Genomic DNA, 16,479 nt, shown 5'->3' on the forward strand with positions numbered 1-16,479 from the left:
CGGCCGGCGGGGCGGCGAGTGCCCGCCCGGCAGCGCGCGGCGCCGGCGTGTTCGACTCGGCCACACTGCATACCCTCGACATCGCGATGAGCGAGGCCGACTTCGCGGGCGTGCTCGCGGCATACCAGGCCGATCAGAGCAAAGAGTGGGTCGAGGCGAGCGTGACGATCGACGGCACCAGCTATGAGCGGTGCGGGGTCCGGCTGAAGGGCAACTCGACGATCTGGCGGGTGGCCGACGGGGCGAGTGCGTCGGAGTACCCGTGGCTGGTGCGACTCGACAAGTACGTCGACGGACAGGCACACGACGGGGTGACCGAGATCGTCGTGCGCCTGAACAACACCGCCTCGGCGCTGAACGAGGCCTTGTCGCTGGACCTGCTGGCCAAGGCCGGGCTGGCGTCGCAGCCCTGGTCGTATGCCGCGGTGTCGGCCGCCGGGGCCACGCCCGTGTTGCGGCTGATCCTGGAGCACCCGTCGGACCCCTGGGTGGCGCGGGAGTTCGGCGAGGACGGCGTGCTCTACAAGGCGGAGGCGACGTCGAACTACGACTACCTGGGCGACGAGCCGTCGCTCTATGACGAGCGCTTCGACGTCGAGGCGGGCGATGACGACCTGGCCCCGCTCATCGAATTCCTCAAGTGGGTCAACGAGATCGACGACGCCGGGTTCGCCGCCGACCTGTCGTCGCATGTGGATGTGGCGGCCTTCGCAAGCTATCTGGCGCTGGAAGATCTGATCGGCAACTACGACGCCATCGACGGGCCCGGCAACAACTCCTACCTGTGGTGGGCCAAGGCGGCGGACCTGATGACCGTGGTCGGCTGGGACCACAACCTGACCTTCGGCGTGACGAACCGCCCTGGGGGTCAAGGCGGTGGCGCTCCCGGAGGGCCAGGCGGTATGCCGGCCGGTGGCGCCAATCGCGGCAACCAGAGCGGCAATGTGCTCGCCCGCCGCTTCGAGGCCGACGCGACATTCGCCGCCCAGAAGTCGGCCGCGGCGGAGCGGCTGCGCGCCGAGCTCTATGCGAGCGGGTATGCGGCGCAACGCCTTTCGGAGATCGCCGCGATGCTGACCGAGGTGGCCGGTCACAACATCGGCGCCGAGACCATCACCTCCGAGAAGGCCGCCATCGCCACCTACTTGGCCTGACGTGGGTACGTGGCCTGAAGCGGCTACGTGGTCTGACGCGGGACCGCACTTTTCCGCCCAGGGCGGAAAAGTTGTGACGGGCGTGACTACCAGGGGTGGGGCGCGAAGTCCTTGAGGAAGACGCCGAAGAGGTCCTCGCCGGCCTCGCCGCGCACGATCGGGTCGTAGACGCGCGCGGCCCCGTCGACGAGGTCGAGGGGGGCGTGCCAGCCCTCGGCGGCGATGCGCAGCTTCTCCCGGTGCGGGCGCTCGTCGGTGATCCATCCGGTGTCGACGGCGGTCATCAGGATCTTGTCGGTCTCGAACATCTCCTTGGCGCTGGTGCGCGTGAGCATGTTGAGGGCGGCCTTGGCCATATTCGTATGGGGGTGCCCGGGGCCTTTGTAGCGCCGAGAGAACTGGCCCTCCATGGCCGAGACGTTGACGACATAGGCCCGCCGGGCGCCGCGCTCGACGGCAGCCCGCATGCTCGGCCGCAGTCGCGAGACGAGCAGAAAGGGCGCGACCGAGTTGCACAGCTGCACTTCCAGCAGCTCCAGCGGGTCGACGTCCTCGACCTTCTGGGTCCAGGAGTTGACGAGGACATCGTCGGGCAGCAGGCCGCCGGCGTCGATGGCCGTGCCGGCCACGTGCCTGTCCAGACTCGCCGAACCCGCCTGCAGCGCAACAGAAGTGAGGGACGCCGCCGACACCGCTCCGCCACCGTCCGCTCCCCCACCGTCCGCGCCTTCACCGTCCGGATGAGTGTGCGCGTGTTCGGCGAGCACTCCGACGAGCGAGGCGGGGTGCGCCTCGCTGATCCGATCGAACGCGATGAGGCGCGGCAGCGGCATACCGGAGGGGAGCGGTTCGCCTTCTCCCGCAACGAGATGCGCATAGGCACCGGGGGTGCGGCGCACGGTCTGGCAGGCGTTGTTGATGAGGATGTCGAGGGGTCCGCCGGCGGCGACCTCGTCGGCGAGCGCGACGACCTGGGTGGCGTCGCGCAGGTCGATGCCGACGATCGTCAGCCGGTCGAGCCATTCCGCGGAGTCGGAGAGTTCGGCGAAGCGACGTGCGGCATCGCGCGGGAATCGCGTGGTGATCGTCAGGTCGGCGCCATCGCGCAGCAACATCAAGGCGATGTACATGCCGATCTTCGCCCGCCCACCGGTGAGCAGGGCGCGCCTGCCGCTCAGGTCGGTGTGCTGGTCGCGTTTGCCGTGACTGAAGGTGGCGCACCGCGGGCAGAGCCAGTGATAGAAGGCGTCGACGAGGGTGTACTTCTCGTGGCAGATATAGCAGCCGCGTGGGGTTTCGAGTTCCCCGGCATACGGCGAATCCGCTTGCGCCACAAGCGGTATGCCGCGGGTCTCGTCATCGATCCGCAGCGGCGACCCGGTGGCCGTGGACTCCAGGACCGCCTTGTCGCGCTCCCGACCCGGCGCTAACGCCGCCTGCCGCGCCTCCCGCCGCCGCGCCTTGCGGATGCGGCTGGCCATGACACCAGTCGCGCGCTTGACGGTCTGGATGTCGGGGTCGTCGGGCGCGAGTTCGTGCAGGCCGGCCAGGACGCGAAGAGTGGTTTCGAGGTCGTCAGGATCCAGTGTCGGATATTCCGGCTCCGCCTCGGTCACCGGCAAATCGTATGCGGGCCTAGAGGCCGCGATCGGGAACCGGCGGGGGCCCCGGCGACGTCGAAGGTCCATGAGGACCGCTCCGCTCGCCATCGCTTCCGCGCTCGTCCTGCTGCTGACGGCCTGCGGCACGCAAGTGGCCGACCCCGGAGCGAGTGGGTCCGGCGGGGCGGCACCGACCACCGGGACGGGGGCTGCCGGGATGCCGCCCGGGGCGACGGCTACTCCGGCCGGCGGTGGCTCGTCATCGGCGGCGAAATCCGGTCCACCGTCGGCGAAGGCCACGAGCGGCACGGGCGAGTTCATTGCGGCCGCGACCGTGCTGGAGAAGAAGGGTGAGGGGCCTCAGCTGTGCCTGGGCGGCGTCGCAGAGTCGCTGCCTCCCCAGTGCGGTGGCCCGGTCATCGACAACTGGGACTGGGCCACGGCGCCGAAGTCCGAGACGGCGGCGGATGTGCGGTGGGGCGAATACCTGGTGATCGGGACGTACGACGCGGCCGCCTCCACCTTCCACCTCACCAAACCCGCCACCACGCGCGAGGAGTACGACGGCCCCCTGCCGACGGCGCCGCCGGATGCCATGTTCACCACCCCCTGCCCGGTCCCTGAGGGCGGCTGGCGGGTCGTCGACCCGGCCAAGGCCACCCGAGCGGCGCAGGACGCGGCACTCGAAGCGGCGGCCAAACTGCCGACGTATGCCGCGGCGTGGCTGGACCAGTCGATCAACCCGGCCGACCCCGAGAAGCAGCCGGAGGCTATGAACGATCCGGTCAAGCTCATTCTCAACGTCAAGGTCACCACGGATGCAGCGGGCGCCGAGAAACAGCTGCGGGAGATCTGGGGCGGGATGCTCTGCGTCAGCGAGGGTGGCCGCCCGGAGGCTGAGTTGCGGAAGATCCAGGAGGAACTCAGCGGGAAGCACGGCATGCTCTTCAGCGCCGTCGACGGCCAGACGAGCACGGTGGAGTTCGGGGTGATCTGGGACGACGGGAGCCTGCAGAAGGCGATGGACGCGGCATACGGTCTCGGTGTCGTCCACGTGACGAGCGCCCTGCAGCCCTACCCCGGCTGACCGACGGCGGCGCCGGACCCCACCGCATACGTGGGCTGCGTCACCGAATTTACCCTAATGCTTGCGCGAGTAAGCACCCAGGCGGGAGACTAACCTGAGAAGCACTAAGCAAGCGCTTACTCAGCAATGCCGCCCTCCGCGATCAAAGGGGACCACCATGGGCCACTACAAGGCCAACCTGCGAGACATCGAGTTCAACCTCTTCGAGGTCTTCGGCCGCGATGAGGTCTTCGGCCACGGGCCCTATGCCGAGGTCGACACCGACACCGCCAAGGAGATGCTGAAGGAGGTCGCCCGGCTCGCCGAGAACGAGCTGGCCGCGTCCTTCGTCGAGGCCGACCGCAACCCGCCGGTCTTCGACGCCACCACCAACTCCGTCACCATGCCCGAGTCCTTCGCCAAGTCCTACAAGGCCTACATCGACTCCGGCTTCTGGAATATCGACGTGCCCGGCGAGCTCGACGGCACGGTCGCGCCCCCGTCGATGAAGTGGGCGATGAACGAGATGATCCTCGGCGCCAACCCGGCGATCGCCATGTTCGCCGCGTCCTACTCCTTCGGCAAGCTGCTCTACATCCTCGGCACGGACGAGCAGAAGAAGATGGCGAAGTGGATCATCGAGAAGGGCTGGCACTGCACGATGGTGCTGACCGAGCCCGACGCGGGATCCGACGTCGGCGCCGGCCGGACGAAGGCCGTGCAGAACGAGGACGGCACCTGGAACGTCTCCGGCGTCAAGCGCTTCATCACCTCCGGTGAGTCGGACATGACCGACAACGTCGTCCACTTCGTCCTCGCCCGCCCCGAAGGCGCCGGCCCCGGCACCAAGGGCCTGAGCCTGTTCATCGTGCCGAAGTTCCACGTCGACCTCGAGACCGGTGAACTCGGCGAGCGCAATGGCGTCTACGTCACCAATGTCGAGGACAAGATGGGCCTGAAGGTCTCCACGACCTGCGAGGTCACCTTCGGCGACAAGCACCCCGCCATCGGCACCCTCTTCGGCGACGTCCACGACGGCATCGCCCAGATGTTCCGCGTGATCGAGCACGCCCGGATGCTCGTGGGCACCAAGGCGATCGCCACCCTCTCGACCGGCTACCTCAACGCCCTCGAATACGCCAAGAACCGGGTCCAGGGCGCCGACCTGACCCAGATGGCCGACAAGGCCGCGCCGCGCGTGACGATCACGCACCACCCCGACGTGCGCCGCAGCCTCATGCTGCAGAAGGCGTATGCCGAGGGCCTGCGCTCGCTGGTCCTGTTCACCGCCTGCCAGCAGGACATCGTCGACCAGGCGCAGCTGGAATCCGGCTCCGAGCAGCTCGAGAAGGACAGCCCCGCCGACCTGGCCAGCCGCGTCAACGACCTGCTCCTGCCGATCGTCAAGGGCCTCGGCTCCGAGCGGGCCTGGGTGCTGCTGGGCACCGAGTCGCTGCAGACCTTCGGCGGTTCGGGCTTCCTCAAGGAATACCCGATCGAGCAGTACGTCCGCGACGCCAAGATCGACACCCTCTATGAGGGCACCACGGCGATTCAGGGCCTGGACTTCTTCTTCCGCAAGATCATCCGCGACAAGGCGCAGGCCCTGAGCACGGTGTCGATGCAGATCCAGGAGTTCGCCAAGGACCTCGGCCAGCAGGGCGGCAAGGTCGACAAGGACCGTGAGCTGTTGAGCAAGGGCGTCGAGGACGTGCAGGGCATCGTCACGGCGATGGTCGGACAGCTGATGTCGGGCGACCCGCGGACCGGCGGCGACGTCACGAACGTCTACAAGGTCGGCCAGAACACCTCGCGTGTCCTGCTTGCCGCGGGTGACCTGATCGTCGGCTGGCTGCTGCTGCGCCAGGCCGCGATCGCGCAGGAGAAGCTCGACGCGGGCGCCACCGGCGCCGACAAGGACTTCTACACCGGCAAGGTGGCGGCGGCGCAGTTCTTCAGCCGCAATGTGCTGCCGAAGCTGGCCGCCGAGCGGGCCGTCGCCGAGGCCATGGACAACTCGCTCATGGAAGTCCCCGAGTCCGCCTTCTGATCCGCCACGAAGTCCGACGTCTGTCGAGTTATAACTCGACAGACGTCGGACTTTGTTTTGGCCCTCAGGAGTCCTGCGCGGAGAGTTCCACTGCCTGTTCCGTCGGGATCGGTGCGAATGCCGCGGCCCGGTCGGGTCCGCGGGGCGCGTCGTATGGGCGGGCCGGTTCCGTGTCGTCCTGGAGCCCCTTGGGCGCCGGGTCGAGGGAGATGCTTGCGCTGACGGTATGGACGTGCAGCTCCACGTGGTCTTGCCCGGGCCCCGGCTCGCCGACGGGCGGCAGGGTGGAGCGCACCGTGCCGGAGACGGAGGAGACATCGGCCCAGACCGGCTTGCCCTCCTCGATGCCGAGCCGGACGCGGCCGGACGTGGTGCGCAGATCCGCCCGCCCACGCCAGATGACGTCGATGCCGATCGCCCCGGAGCCGTTGCGGCAGCGGATATCCCCGCTGGCGCTGGTGATGCGCAACTTCCCCGAACCGGATTTGGCATCCAGGCTGCCAACCACGCGGTCGAGGTGGATGCTCCCGGAACCCGTGGCGACCTGACCTTCGCCGGTGAGCCGGCCGATGTGCACCGACCCGGAACCGGACTTGCCCTGCAGCTTCTCGACGTGACCGATCTCGATCGTCCCCGAGCCGGACTCGAACATGAGGTCCGCGGCCCGGGCGCAGTGCACGCCGCCCGAACCGCACTTGAGCGTCACCTCGCCCAGCTCGCCCTCCAGATCGATGCCCGCGGACCCGCACCGCGCGCGAACGCTGCTGCCGTCGGGCACGCCGACCCGCACCGTATGCCGCCCAAACCCCCACCCGCGCCACTTCGGAGGCGCGACACGCACGCCGTCGCCGCGATGTTCGACGGAGAAGTCGTCCGCGTGTGGGCCGGTGACGTCGACACTCGTCGTCGCCTGGGCCGCCGCGACGACGACCACTTGGCCGTGATCGAGGTCGACCTCGAGCGCGACCGGGCCGGGTGTGGTGAAAACCTCGTGAATGCTCATCTGAGTGCCTCCTAGATCCAGCCGCTGAGGCGGCCCCGTGAGCCGCCGTGGGGGAAGTCCTGGTCGGCGAATGACCGGTCGCCGCTGAGGTCCAACTGGATCCCCGTGGGACCAGTGGCCTGGCGCAGGGTCTTGACGATCCAGCTGTTGAGGGATTGACCGAGTCGGCCGGCCTGCTCCTCCGCGCGGTCCTTGATGCCCTCGGGGAGTCGGACGGTGATCCGGGCGAGGTCACCTTCATCAAGGGCCGCGTCCTGGATCGAGCCGCCGGACCCAGGGGGCTGGGTGGACAGGCTTCCATCGCTGACCAGAGGCAGCGTCTCCCCGCGCGCGACACCCTCGACCACGAAGTCCACCCCGCGGCCGCTCAGCCGCGCGGTGACGCTGCCCGAAGGCAGCGAACTGGTGATCTCGGCGGCGGCGTCGGCCAGGACCTCGAACAACGTGAGCCGGACTGCGGCATCCAGGGCGCGGTTGAGCCGATCCACCGCGTCCTGGACGTCTGCCCCGGCGCCGGCTGCGGCGGAGTCCAGTGCTTCCCGCAACCGCTCGACATACGGTGACATCTCCATGACGCCATGGTGACGTCATTATGACGCCACGTCAAGGGTCGATAGACGTCACCCGGACAAAGGGCGGATTTGACTGCGTGCTTAAGCCCGAGAGCGGCCCCGCCGGCACCTACTCTGCTAGGCGCCAGACCTACTTCGAGCATGAGGAGAAGACACGCGATGTGGGTTGGACTCGGAATCTTCCTGTTGGTCGTCGGCGCGATCCTGTCCTTCGCCGTCCGGGACAGCATCGACGCCGTGGACCTGACGATGATCGGTTACATCCTCATGGGCGGCGGTGCGCTCGCCGTGCTGCTCTCCCTCATCATGGGCAGTCGCCGGACGGCTGCCGGCGGCTACGAGAGCCGCACCGTCTCGCACGTCGACCCCAACACGGGCACGCGCGTGGAAGAGCACCGGGTCGACGGCCTCTGACCCGCCCGATCTGGACCGCGTCGACCCAATCCGATTGCCCCACAACGCCATAGCAGAGGTTAATGAAATCAGCACAGCGTGCTAGGTGTGTTGATTTCGCCAACCTCTGCTAACAGAGGTTCCTTGGGGCCCGCGCGCAGCGCGGCGTCAAAGGCGCCGGTCGGCCAGGACCGGGAACTCTTCGCGCCACCGGGCGACCGCCCCGAGGTCGAGGTCGACGCTGAGCACCGCTTCGTCCAGGCCCGCCTCGGCGAGCACCTCCCCCGTGGCGGCGACCACCTGGGAGCGGCCACCCATCTCGTAGCCCCCGTGCGTGCCGGCGGTGTTGCACGAGATGAAGGCGCACTGGTTCTCGACGGCCCGCGCCTGGCCGAGGAGGCTCCAATGCTCGACACGTCGCTTCGGCCATGCCGCGGGCACGAGGAAGACCTCGGCCCCGGCGTCGAGTTGCCGGCGATAGAGCTCAGGGAAGCGCAGGTCGTAGCAGGTCGACAAGCCGGCCGTATGCCCGCCGGGCAGGCCGACCGTCACGATCTCGCCGCCGGCCTCCAGCAGCTTGGGCTCACCGGCGCCGAAGCCGAAGCGGTGGATCTTGCGGTAGACGGCAACGGGCTCACCGGCAGGCGAGAGAACGACGGACGTATTCGCCAGGTGCCGGCCCTCGACCCCGGGCTCGGGCAGCCTCTCGATGATCGAGCCCAGGTGCACCATCGACCCGATGTCGCGGGCCACCCCCGCGAGGAGCTCGACCGTCGGCCCATACAGCGGCTCGGCGCTCGCCTCCCACTTCTGGTAGTCGAAACCCGTTGCGCCCCAAAGCTCCGGGAGCATCACGAGGTCGTGGCCCCGCTGCATACGCACCAGCTCGGCGACCCGTTCACGCCGCTCCCCGATGGGCTCGGCGTCGTCATAGGCCAGTTGGATGACGGCGACCTTCATGGTTCTCCTCAGTGCCGTTGGTGGGTCTTGTCGCCGGCCGCGAGTTCGCGGTCGTGCTCGGCGATCTTGGCGAGCCGGGCGTTGTATGCCGCCAGCTCGGCATCGTGGTCGCGCTCGGCCTGCCGGTCCCAGCGCTCGGTCTCGCGGCGGTCCTGACGCAGCCACTGGATGGTGACCATGATCGCGAGGGCGAGGGTGGGCGCCTCACCGATGCCCCACGCGATGGCACCGGCCTTGTGCTGATCCTCGAGGGGATCGGGCAGCCAGCCCAGGCCGAGCCGGGTGAAGAACTCCGGCGCCAACAGCGCATGACTGTCGGTGATGACGACACCGAGGAAGGCGTGGAAGGAGATCGTCGCGAAGAGCACGACGAGCAGGACCAGCGGCGGCCAGCGGCGTGGGCCCGGATCGGTGCCGACGAGCACCCAGGCGAAGAGATAGCCCGACGCCAGGAAGTGCACGGTCATCAGCACATGCCCGGTGTGCGTGGCCAAGGCGTAATAGAAGAGCGGCGTGAAATAGAAGGTCGCCAGGCTGAAGAAGAAGATGACGGCCGCGACGACCGGATTGGCCACGACCCGCAGATAGCGCGAGTGCACCAGCTGGAGGATGAACTCGCGTGGGCCCATCGTCTTGTCGTGCCGGGCCGGCAGCGCCCGCAGCGCGAGGGTGATCGGTGCGGCCGGGACGAGCAGCAGCGGGACGAGCATCGCCACGGTCATGTGCATGATCATGTGCCAGGAGAACATGATTCGCCCGTAGACCCCGGTCACACCGCACATCGAGTAGACGAAGATCGCCCACCCCAGCACCCAGATCAGGCTCTGCCACAAGGGCCACCTGTCACCCCGCTTGTGCAGGCGGTGCACCCAGCGCAGATAGACGAAGACGGCCACCGCCGCCACGGCGATCCACAGCCAGTCGTTGTGCCAGACACTGATCCAGGCCCGGACCGGGACCGGCCCCGGATCGGGATAGCCGGTCAGTTCGTAGACGCTGGTCGGATCGGGCGAGAGCACGTCGGACGACGGCGGTGGTGTGCGGGCCAGGGCGACGGCGGCACCGAGCGCCACCCCCATGAGCAGCAGTTCGCCCACGGCGAGCCGCAGGAAGGCCGCGCTGTCGCCGTCATCCTTCTCGAGCCGCGCGATCATCCCGCGGCGATGCAGCCAGCCGACATAGCCGAGGACCACGAGGGCCCCGACCTTGATGAGCAGCAACGCGCCATACCCGCTGCGCAGGTCACCCAAGCCGGCCATCCCGATCCAGGCGATCAGCAGACCGCTCAGGGCGAGCGCGGCATACGACCAGACGGCGATCGTGGAGAAGCGCCGCACCACGACAGCCAGGTGCGGGTGCAGCGAACGGCGCATCACCAGGATCGCCAACAGACCCCCGGCCCAGGTCGTCGCGGCGACCAGGTGCACCGCCAACCCGTTGACGGCGCTCATGTGGTCGCCCGCGACGGAGGCGTGCCCGGCGAGCGCCTGGGGCATCAGCGCGAGCCAGCCGAGGACGAAGGCCCAGGCCAGCCCGGTCGTGCCTCGCGGGGCGCTGCAGATGACGACGAGGATCGCGACGAAGATCGCGGCCAGCACGGTCATTCGGGTCGTCGACAGCTCCCAGGTCAACCCGAAGAACTGGGTCCAGAAGTTCGGTTGCGTCGGCGCCAGCCCGCTGATGTCGGCGAATTCCGCGACCACGCTGACGACGAGCGTGACCAGCCACAGACTGCCGGAGGCGGCGGCCAGCCGGGTCAACTGCGCCCGCCGGGACGTCCGGCGCGTTTCGGGGGCGAGAAAGGCCCCGACCAGCAGGAATCCGATCGTTGCCGTGGCGGCGACATCCCGCAGGATGCGGCTGATCAGGGCGGTCCAGCGCATCACCGGCCCCGGATCGCCGATGACATAGGCGACGACCGCCCCCGACAGCGCCGCCCCCACGATCCCGACCACCAGGGCGGGGAGGAGCACAGCCAGACCGAGTCGCCGGTCCAGCCCCTGGGGCGGGGAGGACGTCATACCGTCCAGCCTAGATCGCGGCCCCGACAACGACTGTGGCACCTCCCACTGCGATGCGCCGGATGAGGCAAGATAGTCAGTCCGTGCCCGCCGCCCGGACCACCGAAATGGACAGATGAGCGCTACCCCACGAAGCTCTTTCCCCGCTTCGCCCCGCCAGCTGCTTCGCGAGGTCCCCGCGTGAGCAAGGACTTCCAGCACCTCTCCCCCGCCTTCCCGGGGCGCGCGCCGTGGGGCACGGCGTCCAGCCTGCGCGCCTGGCAGGCCGCGGCGGTGGAGCAGTACCTGCGCGAGGAGCCGAGGGACTTCCTCGCCGTCGCGACGCCCGGCGCCGGCAAGACGACCTTCGCCCTGCGGGTCGCCCGCGAACTGCTCGACCGGCGGGTCGTCAACAAGATCACGATCGTCGCGCCTACCGAGCATCTGAAGGTCCAATGGGCCGACGCCGCCCACAAGGCCGGCATCAACATCGACCCCGGGCTGGGAGGCTCGCGCCGGGGCCGCAGCAAGCAGTTCGTGGGCACCGCCGTGACGTATGCCGGTGTCGCAGCGCGCCATTTCCACTATCGCGCGCTGACCGAGAACTCCAACTCCCTCGTCATCCTCGACGAGATCCACCACGCCGGCGACGCCCGCACGTGGGGCGAAGCAGTGGCCGAGTGCTTCGAACCGGCCCGGCGGCGGCTGGCGCTGACTGGCACGCCTTTCCGCTCCGACGACAACCCGATCCCGTTCGTCCGGTATGAGGAGTTGCCAGACGGGAGCAAGCGCTCGGCTGCCGACTACACCTACGGGTATGCCGATGCGTTGCGTGATCACGTCGTGCGGCCGGTGTTGTTCATGGCCTATGGCGGGCCGATGCGTTGGCGCACCAAGGCCGGCGAGGAGTTGGAGGCCGATCTCGCGGCTCCCCTGACGAAGGACCTGACCGCCCACGCCTGGCGCACCGCCCTCGACCCCAAGGGCGAGTGGATCCAGTCGGTGCTGCGCGCGGCCGACACCCGGCTGACCGAGGTGCGCCGCCACATCCCCGACGCCGGCGGTCTGGTGATCGCCACCGACCAGGCGCAGGCACGGGCATACGCCCGGCTCCTGCACGAACTGACGGGCGACAAACCGACCGTCGTGCTCTCCGACGACGCAGGCGCGTCGCAGAAGATCGAGGAGTTCAGCGAGTCCGACGCGCGCTGGCTCGTTGCCGTGCGCATGGTCTCCGAAGGGGTGGATGTGCCGCGGCTGGCGGTCGGGGTCTATGCGACGGCGACGTCCACGCCATTGTTCTTCGCGCAGGCGGTGGGCCGGTTCGTGCGAGCGCGGCGGCGCGGGGAGGTGGCGACGATCTTCCTGCCGACCGTGGCGCCGCTGCTCTCGCACGCCTCCTTGCTGGAGCGCCAGCGCGACCACATCCTCGGCGCCGCGAAGGGCGAGGACTGGTCGGAGGAGGACGGGCTGCTCGCCGCGGCGCAGCGCGAGGAGTCGGCGGCCGACGACCTGCTCGGCGAGTGGGAGGCGTTGGGCTCCAATGCCCACTTCGACCATGTCCTCTTCGACGCCCACCAGTTCGGCCTGCAGAGCGCTGTCGGGTCGCAGGAGGAGGCCGACTACCTCGGGCTGCCGGGGCTGCTCGAACCGGACCAGGTTGCCGAAGTGCTCCGCGAGCGGCAGCGCAAGCACGCCGCGCGGCATACCCGCCGCGAGCGACGAGAGAAGGTGAGCCCTGAGGTCTCGCTGCACCGCGCGCTCGAGGCCCAGCGCAAGCTGCTCAACTCCCTTGTCAGCGCCTACGCCCACCACCGCGGCGTGCCGCACTCCCACGTCCACGCGGAGTTGCGCCGGCAGGCCGGTGGTCCTTCGCTGGCGAAGGCGACCACCGAGCAGGTCCACGAGCGCATCGCCCTCATTCGCCGCTGGCATACCGGCAAGTAACAACTCGCGACGAAAAAAATTGCGGCACACGGTAGTTGGCTGGCGACCATCGCGCCACTCGAGTTGGTCCTAAAGATGTGGGACGTGACCGCGGTTGGCGCACCCTCCTAGGTTCGTAGCGCACCAGTCCATCGAATCCAAGGAGTTGAAGTGAACCCGAAGAAGTTGCTCGCCACCCTGGGCGCGGGAGTGTTGGCGCTATGCGCCGTGGCCCCGTCGGCTACCGCAGAGCCGGCCGCGGGGTCGAAGGCCAATGGCTCGTCCACGGCTCCGGATGTCACCACCAACGGCCGGCACGTCGTCTTCTCCTCCGTCGCCACCGACCTGGTCACCGGCGACACCAACGGCAGGTCCGACATCTTCCTGCGGGACATCGCCTTCAAGAAGACCAAGATCGTCACCAAGAGCTACACCGGGGGACCGGCCAACGGCAACAGCACCGAGCCGCAGGTCAGCGACGACGGCCGCTATGTCGTCTACATGTCCGACGCGACGAACCTGGTGCCCGGGGACACCAACGGCAAGACGGACATCTTCCGCACCGACATGACCACGATGAAGACGACCCGGATCAGCACGTCGCAAAGCGGCGCCCAGGCGAACGGCGTCTCCAAGCGGCCCCGCATCAACAGCGCTGCCACGGTCATCGCGTACGTGAGCACGGCACCGAATCTCGTGCCGGGCGACACCAACCGGATTCAGGACATCTTCGTCCGCAACCTGAACAACAACAGCGTCAAGCGGATCTCGGTCAGCCCGACGGGCGCGCAACTGAGCGTCATGCCCTTCTCGCCGTCGGTGTCCTATGACGGCAAGATCGTGGGCTTCCACACCGACGCCTACGCCAACCCCACGGTCAACTCCTACTGCGGCCGCACCGCCGACGCCCTCTCGGTCATCATGAAGTGGACCGTCTCGACGTCCAAGTCGAGCATCACGGAGGTCGTCTGCCGCCAGAGCGGGGTGCGCAGGCAGGTCTACGAGCCGCGCGCCAACATGCAGAACAAGGTCGGCTACACCGTCGCCTCCGACTACGGCTACACGGAGTTCTTCGCCCGCGGGCTCTACAACCTCTACGACTCGATCTACGAAGGCTCGTCGTACTCGACTCCCTACTGGGATGTGGCGCGCTGGGGCGGCACCATGGTCACCACGAACTCGGCCACCGATGAGGTCCGCGTGAGCGACCAGTACGGCGTGCAGAACACCTACTGGTTCGGGACCGACTCCCTCGCCATGTCTCCGGACGGGGCCTATGTCGCCATGCGCTCCACGTCGAGCGGCCAGATCTATCTGTGGAACTGGAATTCTGGCAGCCTGGTTCTCGTCAGCACGAAGTAGGCACGCCAGTCAGTGTTGTCGGCGCCGCCGGCCATGGGCCTTTGCCCGCGGCCGGCGGCGCGGCACCGGTGGTGGCCGAGAAGGGGAAACATGATCGAGCCTGCCCGACGCCATGTCCTCACCGCTGCGGTCCTGACCCCCTTTGTCGGGGCGTATGCCGCGGCGCCGGCCGTCGCGTCGCCGCCGGCGGTCGCGCAGTGGCGCCGGCTCGACACGGCGATGGCGGGAGATGTGCTGTTGCCGGGGGACACGGCATACGCCGGGGCGAAGCAGCTTTTCGCTCCACGGTATGACGTGCTGCGACCCCTCGCCGTCGTCCGGCCGGCGACGACGGCCGACGTCGCGACGGCGGTGAAGTTCGCGCGAGCACACGATCTGCGCGTGACCGCGCGGGCGGGCGGCCACTCGTATACCGGCCGGTCCTCCGGGAATGCGCTCATGGTGCTCGACCTGCGCAAGCTGACCGGGATCCAGCTGGCCGGCGCGGGCGCCACCGCGGTGCTGGGCGCGGGGACGACGCTGTACAACGTTCACGCGAAGCTGGTCACGTCCGGGCGCACGATCACAACGGGGACCTGTCCCACGGTCGGGACGACGGGGCTGGCACTGGGCGGCGGGCTCGGGCCGGACGACCATCGCCACGGCCTGACGGCCGACAGCGTCACCGGAGCCACGATGGTGCTCATGGACGGCCGGACGGTCACCGTCTCGAACAGCCAGCCGGATCTGCTGTGGGCCCTGCGCGGCGGGGGTGGCCAGTTGGGCATCGTCACCCAGCTGCGGATGGCGACCCATGCCGCGAGTTCGCGCGGCTATCTCGATCTGGCCTTCCCCGGATCAGCGGCGCAGGCGGTCATCGCGGCGTGGGCGGCATACCAGCCCGCGGCGAGCGCCGGCACCTGGGTGCGCGCCCAAATCACTCGCAGCGCGGCGGGCGGCGTCCGTTGCCAGCTGCTCGGGGTCACCGACGCCGGCATGCAAAACCGCGTCGCGCAAGACCTCATCGACGCGGTCGGGGTCACTCCGCTGTCCCGGACGGTCAAGCAACTGACGCACCTGCAACTCGTCACGACCCTGGGCAATGGCACAACCACGCCGCGGCGCGACAACGACCACGGCAGCGACGTCCTCACCGACGTGTCGTCGACGACCGCTGCCGGGATCGTCGCGGCGATGGGGTCGAGTCCCGGGACGGGCGGCGGCTGCGTGGTGCAGCTCAGCCCCCTCGGTGGCGGGATCGCGGCGCGCACGCCCACGGGCACGCCCTTCCCCTATCGGCGGCATATTGGGGCCGTGCAATGGGTGACCGGGCTGCCGACCGGCGCGACGGCCGCCGACTTCGCGGCGGCCCGCGCATGGATCGACGCGGCACACGCGCAGGTCTCCGCCGCGAGCGTCGGCGGCTATGTGAACTACGTCGAGCCCGGACAACCCGCCGCCCGCTACTTCGGCGCCAATCTGAACCGGTTGCGCTCGCTCAAGACCACCTACGACCCCGAAGGCCGGCTCCTTGCCGCCGTCGACCTCTGATCGCACGACTACCCAGAAATCCGGTGCGACCAAGACCGCCCATGCGATGAGCTCGGCCAGTCAGCCCCAGACGAGGCCCTTGGCGGGATCGGCGAGGATGGCGGCCACGTCGGCGAGGTAGCGGGAGCCGAGTTCCCCGTCGACGAGGCGGTGGTCGAAGGACAGCGTCAGGGTCGTGACCCAGCGCGGTTCGATCCGCTCGTCGTCGCCGCGGCCGACCACCCACGGCTTGCGGGTGATCGACCCGAACGCCAGGATCGCCGACTCGCCCGGGTTGATGATCGGGGTGCCGGCGTCGACGCCGAAGACACCGACATTCGTGATCGTGATCGTCCCGCCGCTCATCTCGGCCGGCTGCGTCCTGCCCTCGCGGGCCGTCTCCGTCAGGGCGTTGATCGCCGCGCCGAGATCGCGCATCGACATCAGGTCGGCGTCCTTGATGTTGGGCACGAGCAGCCCGCGCGGGGTGGCGGCCGCGATGCCGAGGTTGACGTAGTGCTTGACGACGATCTCCTGGGCCGCCTCGTCCCAGGTCGCGTTCACGCCCGGATTGCGCCGCACCGCCAAGCACATCGCCTTGGCGAGGACCAGCAGCGGCGTGACCTTGACGTCACGGAACTCCTTGTCCCGCTTGAGCCTTTCGACGAGTTCCATGGTCGCGGTGACGTCGACCTCGACCCACTCGCTGACGTGGGGCGCGGTGAACGCCGAGGAGACCATCGCCGCCGCGGTGACCTTGCGCACCCCCTTGATCGGGGTGCGCTCCTCCCCGCGCTCGCGGGAGTGTGGGCCTGCGGCGCCGGTGGTATGCGGACCGCCCGCCTCGGCACCCCCGCCTGCGGGGGCCGCGGTCATCGCCGCC

13 protein-coding genes are annotated in these 16,479 nt (G+C 69.0%); 7 read left to right on the forward strand and 6 right to left on the reverse strand.

Going from position 1 to position 16,479, the window contains the following annotated elements; translation table 11 throughout:
- A partial coding sequence (locus BN11_RS04100) for a CotH kinase family protein (RefSeq protein ID WP_048694845.1) occupies positions 1-1,154 on the forward strand: 1,154 nt, incomplete at its 5' end.
- Positions 1,155-1,240: 86 nt separating this feature from the next.
- Here the strand turns inward: BN11_RS04100 and BN11_RS04105 are convergent.
- Positions 1,241-2,842 (reverse strand): SDR family NAD(P)-dependent oxidoreductase, encoded by a 1,602-nt coding sequence (locus tag BN11_RS04105; protein WP_157043963.1) that lies wholly within the window; start codon positions 2,840-2,842, stop codon positions 1,241-1,243.
- Here BN11_RS04105 and BN11_RS04110 point away from each other — a divergent pair.
- Both BN11_RS04110 and BN11_RS04115 read left to right on the forward strand, forming a co-directional pair.
- Positions 2,841-3,842 (forward strand): hypothetical protein, encoded by a 1,002-nt coding sequence (locus BN11_RS04110; RefSeq protein WP_048694850.1) that lies wholly within the window; start codon positions 2,841-2,843, stop codon positions 3,840-3,842. The two genes, BN11_RS04105 and BN11_RS04110, sit on opposite strands and share 2 nt — an antisense overlap.
- A 157-nt stretch (positions 3,843-3,999) precedes the next feature.
- The gene (locus BN11_RS04115; protein ID WP_048694853.1) at positions 4,000-5,871 is read left to right on the forward strand and encodes an acyl-CoA dehydrogenase; all 1,872 of its coding nucleotides are present in this window, start codon (positions 4,000-4,002) and stop codon (positions 5,869-5,871) included.
- Positions 5,872-5,935: 64 nt separating this feature from the next.
- Here the strand turns inward: BN11_RS04115 and BN11_RS04120 are convergent, their stop codons facing one another.
- Together BN11_RS04120 and BN11_RS04125 are read right to left on the reverse strand one after the other, a co-directional pair.
- Positions 5,936-6,874 carry a DUF4097 family beta strand repeat-containing protein gene (locus BN11_RS04120; RefSeq protein WP_048694855.1) on the reverse strand — a complete coding sequence of 313 codons (939 nt, stop codon included), beginning with the start codon at positions 6,872-6,874 and terminating at the stop codon, positions 5,936-5,938.
- 11 nt (positions 6,875-6,885) lie between these two features.
- Positions 6,886-7,446 carry a hypothetical protein gene (locus BN11_RS04125; RefSeq protein WP_048694858.1) on the reverse strand — a complete coding sequence of 187 codons (561 nt, stop codon included), beginning with the start codon at positions 7,444-7,446 and terminating at the stop codon, positions 6,886-6,888.
- A 159-nt stretch (positions 7,447-7,605) separates the two neighbouring features.
- Between BN11_RS04125 and BN11_RS04130 the strand changes: the two genes are divergently transcribed.
- Entirely contained in the window at positions 7,606-7,860 is a 255-nt protein-coding gene (locus BN11_RS04130) for a DUF6458 family protein (RefSeq protein ID WP_048694861.1), read from the forward strand.
- A 147-nt stretch (positions 7,861-8,007) separates the two neighbouring features.
- On the opposite strand, the gene BN11_RS04135 is transcribed toward BN11_RS04130, so the two are convergent.
- Complete coding sequence (locus tag BN11_RS04135; RefSeq protein WP_048694864.1) at positions 8,008-8,799, reverse strand: carbon-nitrogen family hydrolase; 792 nt, start codon at positions 8,797-8,799, stop codon at positions 8,008-8,010.
- Between the two features lie 8 nt (positions 8,800-8,807).
- Complete coding sequence (locus BN11_RS04140; RefSeq protein WP_048694866.1) at positions 8,808-10,820, reverse strand: cytochrome c oxidase assembly protein; 2,013 nt, start codon at positions 10,818-10,820, stop codon at positions 8,808-8,810.
- 180 nt (positions 10,821-11,000) lie between these two features.
- Between BN11_RS04140 and BN11_RS04145 the strand changes: the two genes are divergently transcribed.
- The 3 genes from BN11_RS04145 to BN11_RS04155 all read left to right on the forward strand — a co-directional run bounded on the left by BN11_RS04145 (position 11,001) and on the right by BN11_RS04155 (position 15,617).
- On the forward strand, positions 11,001-12,746 hold the full coding sequence (locus BN11_RS04145) for a DEAD/DEAH box helicase (RefSeq protein WP_048694869.1): 1,746 nt from the start codon (positions 11,001-11,003) through the stop codon (positions 12,744-12,746).
- Between the two features lie 150 nt (positions 12,747-12,896).
- A complete protein-coding gene (locus BN11_RS04150; RefSeq protein ID WP_048694872.1) occupies positions 12,897-14,087 on the forward strand; it encodes a TolB family protein in 1,191 nt (396 codons plus the stop codon).
- A 90-nt stretch (positions 14,088-14,177) separates the two neighbouring features.
- On the forward strand, positions 14,178-15,617 hold the full coding sequence (locus BN11_RS04155) for an FAD-dependent oxidoreductase (protein WP_048694875.1): 1,440 nt from the start codon (positions 14,178-14,180) through the stop codon (positions 15,615-15,617).
- Between the two features lie 60 nt (positions 15,618-15,677).
- On the opposite strand, the gene BN11_RS04160 is transcribed toward BN11_RS04155, so the two are convergent.
- On the reverse strand, positions 15,678-16,479 hold an 802-nt coding region (locus tag BN11_RS04160), incomplete at its 5' end, for a dihydrolipoamide acetyltransferase family protein (protein WP_162213157.1).

This window comes from Nostocoides australiense Ben110 (assembly GCF_001050535.1).
In the GTDB taxonomy this organism is placed as follows: Bacteria; Actinomycetota; Actinomycetes; order Actinomycetales; family Dermatophilaceae; genus Nostocoides_A; species Nostocoides_A australiense.